The sequence below is a fragment of the Streptomyces sp. NPDC054841 genome (assembly GCF_053611045.1).
Genome location: NZ_JBSGZO010000454.1, coordinates 1 through 6,802 on the forward strand (window position 1 = coordinate 1; position 6,802 = coordinate 6,802).

Genomic DNA, 6,802 nt, shown 5'->3' on the forward strand with positions numbered 1-6,802 from the left:
ATTCGGACCTGCGAAATGGCATATGGAACATACCCCTCTTAGCGTAAGAAACGTTTGCGATCCGCCCTGAACGACAGGTCGGACGTCAAACCCCTAAGAGGAGGAATTGAGTTGAAGCGCTCCATAGCTCTCGCTCTGGCAAGTGTCCCGATGCTGCTCGCGACCGGCATGGTGCCGACGGCCTACGCGGCCGACGAGCCGGCCGGGGGCGGCAAGGAAGTCAAGTACAAGGTGACGACCTACGTCGGCGATCCGGTCGACGTGGCGCCGGGTGCGGACGCGACCGCAACAGTCCACTGCCCGGAGGGATCGATCGCGACCGGCGGGGGAGGCGTCATCACCGACAGCGACACGACCTTCCTCACCGCCACCTTCCCCGCGGGCGACGACGGCCTGCCCTTCGTCGGCGAGAACCCCGGCAGCTGGTCCGTCTACGCACGGAACACCGCCGCCCCCGGCGGCCCGGCCTCTCAGGTGGAGGCGTACGTGGTCTGCGTGAAGAAGGAGAAGGACGACAAGGGCAAGGAGAAGCCCTGAGCGCAGCCGGCCAGCCCTGAACTGCCCGGCTCCGCGCACCGCCAGTGCACACAAGCCCGAGCCGGTCCGCCTTTGCGCTCCTGGTCACGCGGCCAGGAGCGCAAAGCCTGCCCACCGCCGGGCGGCCGTTCTAGCGGATCGGCATCCCCGACAGCGTGCGGGCGATCACCAGGCGCTGGATCTCGCTCGTGCCCTCGAAGATCGTGTAGATCGCGGCGTCGCGGTGCATGCGCTCCACGGGATACTCGCGGGTGAAGCCGTTGCCGCCGAGGATCTGGACCGCCTGTGCGGTGACCTTCTTGGCCACCTCACTGGCGAAGAGCTTGGACATCGAGCCCTCGGCCGAGTTGAACGGCTTGCCGGCCACGGCCATCCAGGAGGCGCGCCACACCAGCAGCCGGGCCGCGTCGATCTGGGTGCGCATGTCGGCGAGCTGGAAGGCGACGCCCTGGTTGTCGATGATCGGGCGGCCGAACTGCGTACGCTCCTTGGCGTACTCGAGCGCGTAGTCGTACGCGGCACGGGCGGTGCCGACCGCCATGGCGCCGACGGCGGGGCGGGAGGCCTCGAAGGTTGCCATCGCGGCGTTCTTGACTCGCTCGCCGCCGCCCGCCTTGGCTCGCTCGCGGGCGCGGGCGAGCCGCTCGTCCAGTTTCTCCTTGCCGCCGAGCAGGCAGGAGCCGGGGACGCGGACGTTCTCCAGGACCACCTCGGCGGTGTGCGAGGCGCGGATGCCGTGCTTCTTGAACTTCTGGCCCTGGGAGAGGCCGGGGGTGTTCGGCGGCACGATGAAGGATGCGTGGCCCTTCGTGCCCAGCTCCGGGTCGACCACGGCGACGACGACGTGGACATTGGCGATACCGCCGTTCGTCGCCCACGTCTTCGTACCGTTGAGGACCCACTCGTCCTTGGCCTCGTCGTAGACCGCGCGGGTGCGCATCGCGCCGACGTCGGAGCCGGCGTCGGGCTCGGAGGAGCAGAAGGCGGCGACCTTGACGTCGTCGACGTCGCCGTACATCTGCGGGATCCAGGTGCCGATCTGCTCCTCGGTGCCGTTGGCGAGGACACCGACGGCGGCGAGGCCGGTGCCGACGATCGAGAGGGCGATGCCGGCGTCACCCCAGAAGAGCTCCTCCATGGCCATCGGGACGCCGAGGCCGGTGGGGTCGAAGAACTGCTGGGCGTAGAAGTCGAGTGAGTAGATGCCCACCTTGGCGGCTTCCTGGATGACCGGCCAGGGCGTCTCCTCACGCTCGTCCCATTCGGCGGCGGCCGGGCGGATCACGTCCCTGGCGAAGCCGTGGAGCCAGTCACGGACCTGCTTCTGGTCGTCGTTGAGATCGAGCGCGAACTCGGTCATGTCCCCTCCTGATGTGCACCCACCCGCGCGTTACTAGCGGTAACCGCAGTCTGTTACCAGCGGGTAGCAGCTGTCAACCGGCACCCTCGCGATCGGCGCCGGGTCCCTGCGGAGTGTTACGTTGCGCAGGCCTCACGGATTTCGCACGGGCGGGGAGAACGCTATGGAGACCACGACTCAGCAGACCGACCAGCAGCGGTCGGCCGACCAGCGGCGGCGGGAGCTGCTCGAAGCCGCGGACCGTGTGGTGCTCCGGGACGGACCTAAGGCCTCCATGAACGCCATCGCCGCCGAGGCCGGGATCACCAAGCCGATCCTCTACCGGCACTTCGGCGACAAGAGCGGGCTGTACCGGGCACTGGCCAAGCGCCACACCGACGGCCTGCTGGCCGCACTGCGCACGGCGATCGACGCGAGTTCCGACCGGCGGGAGCGGGTCGAGCACACCCTCGACACGTATCTCGCCGCGATCGAAGCCCGCCCGCAGGTCTACCGCTTCCTGATGCACCCCGCCGAGGACTCCCACCAGTCCGAGCAGGGCTTCGACGTCGGCCTGCACTCCGCGCCGCTGCTGCGCAGGCTCGGCGAGGAGCTCGCGAAGGTCATCGCCGAGCGGGTCGAGCTCGGGCCCGGCGGCGACGATCTGGCCCGGATCTGGGGCCACGGCATCGTCGGCATGATGCACGGGGCGGGTGACTGGTGGCTGGGCGAACGCCCGTGCTCGCGGCAGCAGTTGGTGAGCAGTCTCGCGGATCTGCTGTGGGGCCGCCTGGCCGCGGCGGCCGACCGAGAGGGCAGCCCGGGGTTCTGACGCCGGGGCTCCGCCCCGGACCCGGGCCATGCCCGCTCACCGGGGCGCCCGGCACCGTTCCGTGAACCGGCGTGTCCGTCCTCAATCGCGGGACGGGCTCAAGAAGAGGCCCGTCCGGGGTCCCGGGCGAAGGTCCGGGGGAGATCGAGAAACGACCGGGGGCCGTACGGGGTCCCGGGCTCACCCCTGGTTACGCGGACCGGCGCGACCACGGCGCACGGCGGACCGCCCGCAGGGCCCGGGCCCGGCGCCAGCCCGTGACCCGGTCCAGGTACACCCCGCCTTCGAGGTGGTCGCACTCGTGCTGGAGGCACCGGGCGAAGAAGCCCGTCCCGTCCACGCGCACCGGCTCACCGGTCATCGTCACGCCTTCGACCACCGCGTGCTCGAAGCGCGGCGTACCCGCCTCGATGCCGGGCAGCGACAGACAGCCCTCCGGGCCGCGCACCGTGATCCCGTCCACACCGACGAGCCGCGGGTTGACCACATGCCCGAGGTGACGGACGTCCTCGTCGTCGGGGCAGTCGTACACGAAGACCCGCAGCGGTACCCCGACCTGGTTCGCCGCGAGTCCGACGCCCTGGGCCGCGTACATGGTCGCGTACATGTCCTCGATGAGCTTCGCGAGGGACGGACCGAAGTCCGTGACGGGCTCGCAGGGGGCGTGCAGCACCGGATCTCCGAGCAGCCTCATGGCTCGTACGAGTCCGGAACTGCCGGGGATCGGACGGTTTCGCATGGCGGTAAGGGTACGTTCCGACCGCCGCCGCGATGACCTCCAGGTTTCGTCCCGGAGCCGCGGTTCGGGCCGCTGGCCGGATCTCGATAGGCTGAGCCCCGACCGACGCAAGGAGGATCAAGGACGATGGCTGGACACCCTGGCAATCCAGAGCCGCTGTCGCCGCGGGCCAAGCTGGCCGTGACGGCAGGCAAAGCCGCAGCGGCGGTGTCGCGCGCCGCCGGACGCGGCAGCGGATCGGTGATCGGCGGCCGGGTGGCGCTCAAGCTCGACCCGGATCTGCTGAGCCGGCTGGCACAGCATCTCGACGTCATTCTGGTGTCGGCGACGAACGGCAAGACCACCACCACGCGACTCATCGCCGAGGCGCTGCGCGCCAGCGGCCCGGTCGTCTCGAACGCGCTGGGCGCGAACATGCCGGCGGGCATCACCTCGGCCCTGGCCGGTGGCTCGGACGCCAAGTTCGGCGTGATCGAGGTCGATGAGAAGTATCTGGCCGGTGTCGCCCGCGACACCACGCCCAAGGCCATCGCGCTGCTCAACCTCTCCCGCGACCAGCTGGACCGAGCCGCCGAGACCCGGATGCTCGCCGAGAAGTGGCGCGAGGGCCTGTCCGGTACGAAGGCCGTCGTCATCGCCAACGCCGACGACCCGCTGATCGTCTGGGCCGCTTCCTCCTCCCCCAACGTGGTGTGGGTGGCCGCCGGTCAGCAGTGGAAGGACGACGCCTGGTCCTGCCCCGCCTGCGGCGGTGTGATGCAGCGCCCCGGCGACGACTGGTTCTGCGGCGAGTGCGGCTTCCGCCGGCCCGCCGTGAGCTGGGCGCTCCACGGGGACCACGTCCTCGACCCGCACGGTTCGGCGTGGCCGATCCACCTCCAGCTGCCCGGCCGCGCCAACAAGGCGAACGCCGCGACCTCCGCCGCGGTCGCCGCGGTCTTCGGCGTACCGCCGCAGGTCGCCCTGGAGCGCATGTACCAGGTGCAGGCCGTCGCCGGACGCTACGACGTGGTGTCCTTCCTCGGCCGTGACCTGCGGCTGCTGCTGGCGAAGAACCCCGCCGGCTGGCTCGAGACGTTCTCGCTGATCGACCCGCCGCCGACGCCGGTGATCCTCTCCGTCAACGCCCGTGGCGCGGACGGCACCGACACATCCTGGCTGTGGGACGTCGACTACACGCGGCTGGCCGGCCACCCGATCTTCGTGATCGGTGACCGCAGGCTCGACCTGGCCGTGCGGCTCGAGGTCGCGGGCCTGGACTTCCGGGTCTGCGAGTCCGTCGACGAGGCCGTGCAGCTCGCCCCGCCCGGACGGATCGAGCTCATCGCCAACTACACCGCCTTCCAGGACGTACGCCGCCGCGTCGGCAACTGATCGCAGAGGAATCGAGCATGAGCGACAGCAGTCTGCGGCTGGTCTGGGTCTACCCGGACCTGCTCAGCACGTACGGAGACCAGGGCAACGCGCTGGTCGTGGAGCGCCGGGCCCGCCAGCGCGGACTCGACGTCACCCGCGTCGACGTCCGCAGCGACCAGCCGGTGCCGACCTCCGGCGACATCTATCTCATCGGCGGCGGTGAGGACCGTCCGCAGCGGCTCGCGGCCGAGCGGCTGCGCCGCGACGGCGGCCTCAGCCGGGCCGCGTCGAACGGCGCGATCATCTTCTCGGTGTGCGCCGGGTACCAGATCCTCGGCCATGAGTTCATCAACGACCTGGGTGACCGCGAGGCGGGTCTCGGCCTGCTCGACGTCGTCTCCACCCGCGGCGAGGGCGAGCGGTGCGTCGGCGACGTACTGGCCGACATCGACCCGCGGCTCGGTCTGCCGCAGCTGACGGGCTTCGAGAACCACCAGGGCATCACCCATCTCGGCCCGGCGGCCCGCCCGTTCGCCCGCACCGTGCTCGGCAGGGGCAACGGCACGGGTGACGGCACCGAGGGCGCGTACAACGACACCGTCTTCGGTACGTACATGCACGGCCCGGTGATGGCCCGCAATCCGCAGATCGCGGATCTGCTGCTGAAGCTGGCCCTCGATGTGAACGCGCTGCCGCCGACCGACGACCGGTGGTACGAGGCGCTGCGCGCCGAGCGCATCACGGCCGCGACCCAGCAGCCCGCCTGACGGGCCGTACCCCCGGCCCCGGGGGCGTACGAATCCACGGTGTCCACTGTGCGGACATCCGGTTCGGTTCCCGCCGCCCGGCGCCGGTAGGGTGGCGGGGATCGAGCCGGACGACGTGGTCCGGGAGTCGGCCCACGTTGCAAAGGTATTCGGGCTCATGCGCATTGGTGTCCTCACTTCCGGCGGCGACTGCCCCGGTCTGAACGCGGTCATCCGCTCCGTCGTGCACCGCGCCGTCGTCGACCACGGCGACGAGGTCATCGGCTTCCACGACGGCTGGAAGGGCCTGCTGGAGTGCGACTACCGCAAGCTCGACCTGGACGCGGTGGGCGGCATCCTCGCCCGCGGCGGCACGATCCTCGGCTCCTCCCGGGTGCAGCCCGCGCATCTGCGTGACGGCGTCGAGCGCGCCAAGGGGCATGTCGCCGAGCTGGGTCTGGACGCGATCATCCCGATCGGCGGCGAGGGCACGCTGAAGGCCGCCCATCTCCTCTCCGAGGCGGGTCTGCCGATCGTCGGCGTGCCGAAGACCATCGACAACGACATCGCGTCGACCGATGTGACCTTCGGCTTCGACACCGCCGTCGGAGTCGCGACGGAGGCGCTCGACCGGCTGAAGACCACCGCCGAGTCGCACCAGCGGGTGCTGATCGTCGAGGTCATGGGCCGGCACACCGGCTGGATCGCCCTGCACTCCGGCATGGCGGCCGGTGCGCACGCCATCGTCGTCCCCGAGCGCCCCTTCGACATCGACGAGCTGACCCGGCGGGTCGGAGAGCGCTTCGAGGCGGGCAAGCGGTTCGCGATCGTCGTGGTCGCCGAGGGTGCCAAGCCGCGCGAGGGGTCCATGGACTTCGACGAGGGCGGCAAGGACATCTACGGCCACGAGCGCTTCGCCGGCGTCGCGCGGCAGCTCTCCGTCGAGCTGGAGGAGCGCCTCGGCAAGGAGGCCCGGCCGGTGATCCTCGGCCATGTGCAGCGTGGCGGTACGCCGACCGCGTACGACCGGGTGCTGGCGACCCGGTTCGGCTGGCACGCGGTGGAGGCGGCGCACCGCGGAGAGTTCGGCATGATGACGGCGCTGCGCGGCACGGACATCACGATGGTCCCGCTGGCGCAGGCCGTGGAGACGCTGAAGACGGTCCCGGCGGAGCGGTACGCCGAGGCCGAGTGCGTCCTCTGATGGGGTTGCCCGGCTGACGAACCGCCCCCGGTCGCAGACGCGGCCGGGG

7 protein-coding genes are annotated in these 6,802 nt (G+C 70.8%); 5 read left to right on the forward strand and 2 right to left on the reverse strand.

All coding sequences use genetic code 11. From position 1 onward, the window contains the following. The first annotated feature begins 111 nt into the window (after positions 1-111). Positions 112-537, forward strand: a complete 426-nt coding sequence (locus tag ACWGI8_RS36315; RefSeq protein WP_453667644.1) for a hypothetical protein — start codon at positions 112-114, stop codon at positions 535-537. Between the two features lie 130 nt (positions 538-667). Here ACWGI8_RS36315 and ACWGI8_RS36320 read toward each other — a convergent pair whose 3' ends face one another. Continuing rightward, a complete protein-coding gene (locus ACWGI8_RS36320) occupies positions 668-1,897 on the reverse strand; it encodes an acyl-CoA dehydrogenase family protein (protein ID WP_453667645.1) in 1,230 nt (409 codons plus the stop codon). 163 nt (positions 1,898-2,060) lie between these two features. Here ACWGI8_RS36320 and ACWGI8_RS36325 point away from each other — a divergent pair, with 163 nt between their 5' ends. Then, positions 2,061-2,708: a TetR family transcriptional regulator gene (locus ACWGI8_RS36325; protein WP_453667646.1), complete on the forward strand. Its 648-nt coding sequence runs from the start codon at positions 2,061-2,063 to the stop codon at positions 2,706-2,708. A 190-nt stretch (positions 2,709-2,898) separates the two neighbouring features. Here ACWGI8_RS36325 and def read toward each other — a convergent pair whose 3' ends face one another. Continuing rightward, positions 2,899-3,447, reverse strand: coding sequence for a peptide deformylase (def, locus tag ACWGI8_RS36330; protein ID WP_453667647.1), 549 nt, complete (start codon positions 3,445-3,447; stop codon positions 2,899-2,901). Between the two features lie 126 nt (positions 3,448-3,573). Between def and ACWGI8_RS36335 the strand changes: the two genes are divergently transcribed. The 3 genes from ACWGI8_RS36335 (at position 3,574) to ACWGI8_RS36345 (ending at position 6,753) form a co-directional block, all read left to right on the forward strand. Next, a complete protein-coding gene (locus ACWGI8_RS36335; protein ID WP_453667648.1) occupies positions 3,574-4,821 on the forward strand; it encodes a MurT ligase domain-containing protein in 1,248 nt (415 codons plus the stop codon). Positions 4,822-4,838: 17 nt separating this feature from the next. Next, positions 4,839-5,570: a type 1 glutamine amidotransferase gene (locus tag ACWGI8_RS36340; RefSeq protein WP_453667649.1), complete on the forward strand. Its 732-nt coding sequence runs from the start codon at positions 4,839-4,841 to the stop codon at positions 5,568-5,570. Positions 5,571-5,727: 157 nt separating this feature from the next. Continuing rightward, complete coding sequence (locus ACWGI8_RS36345; RefSeq protein WP_453667651.1) at positions 5,728-6,753, forward strand: 6-phosphofructokinase; 1,026 nt, start codon at positions 5,728-5,730, stop codon at positions 6,751-6,753. The last annotated feature ends 49 nt before the right edge of the window (positions 6,754-6,802 follow it).

Excerpts from the sequence above, each read along its gene's own strand:
- ACWGI8_RS36335 (WP_453667648.1), top strand. The coding sequence starts at position 3,574 with ATGGCTGGACACCCTGGCAATCCAGAGCCGCTGTCGCCGCGGGCCAAG.
- ACWGI8_RS36345 (WP_453667651.1), top strand. The coding sequence starts at position 5,728 with ATGCGCATTGGTGTCCTCACTTCCGGCGGCGACTGCCCCGGTCTGAAC.
- ACWGI8_RS36340 (WP_453667649.1), top strand. The coding sequence starts at position 4,839 with ATGAGCGACAGCAGTCTGCGGCTGGTCTGGGTCTACCCGGACCTGCTC.
- def (WP_453667647.1), bottom strand. The coding sequence starts at position 3,447 with ATGCGAAACCGTCCGATCCCCGGCAGTTCCGGACTCGTACGAGCCATG.
- ACWGI8_RS36325 (WP_453667646.1), top strand. The coding sequence starts at position 2,061 with ATGGAGACCACGACTCAGCAGACCGACCAGCAGCGGTCGGCCGACCAG.
- ACWGI8_RS36320 (WP_453667645.1), bottom strand. The coding sequence starts at position 1,897 with ATGACCGAGTTCGCGCTCGATCTCAACGACGACCAGAAGCAGGTCCGT.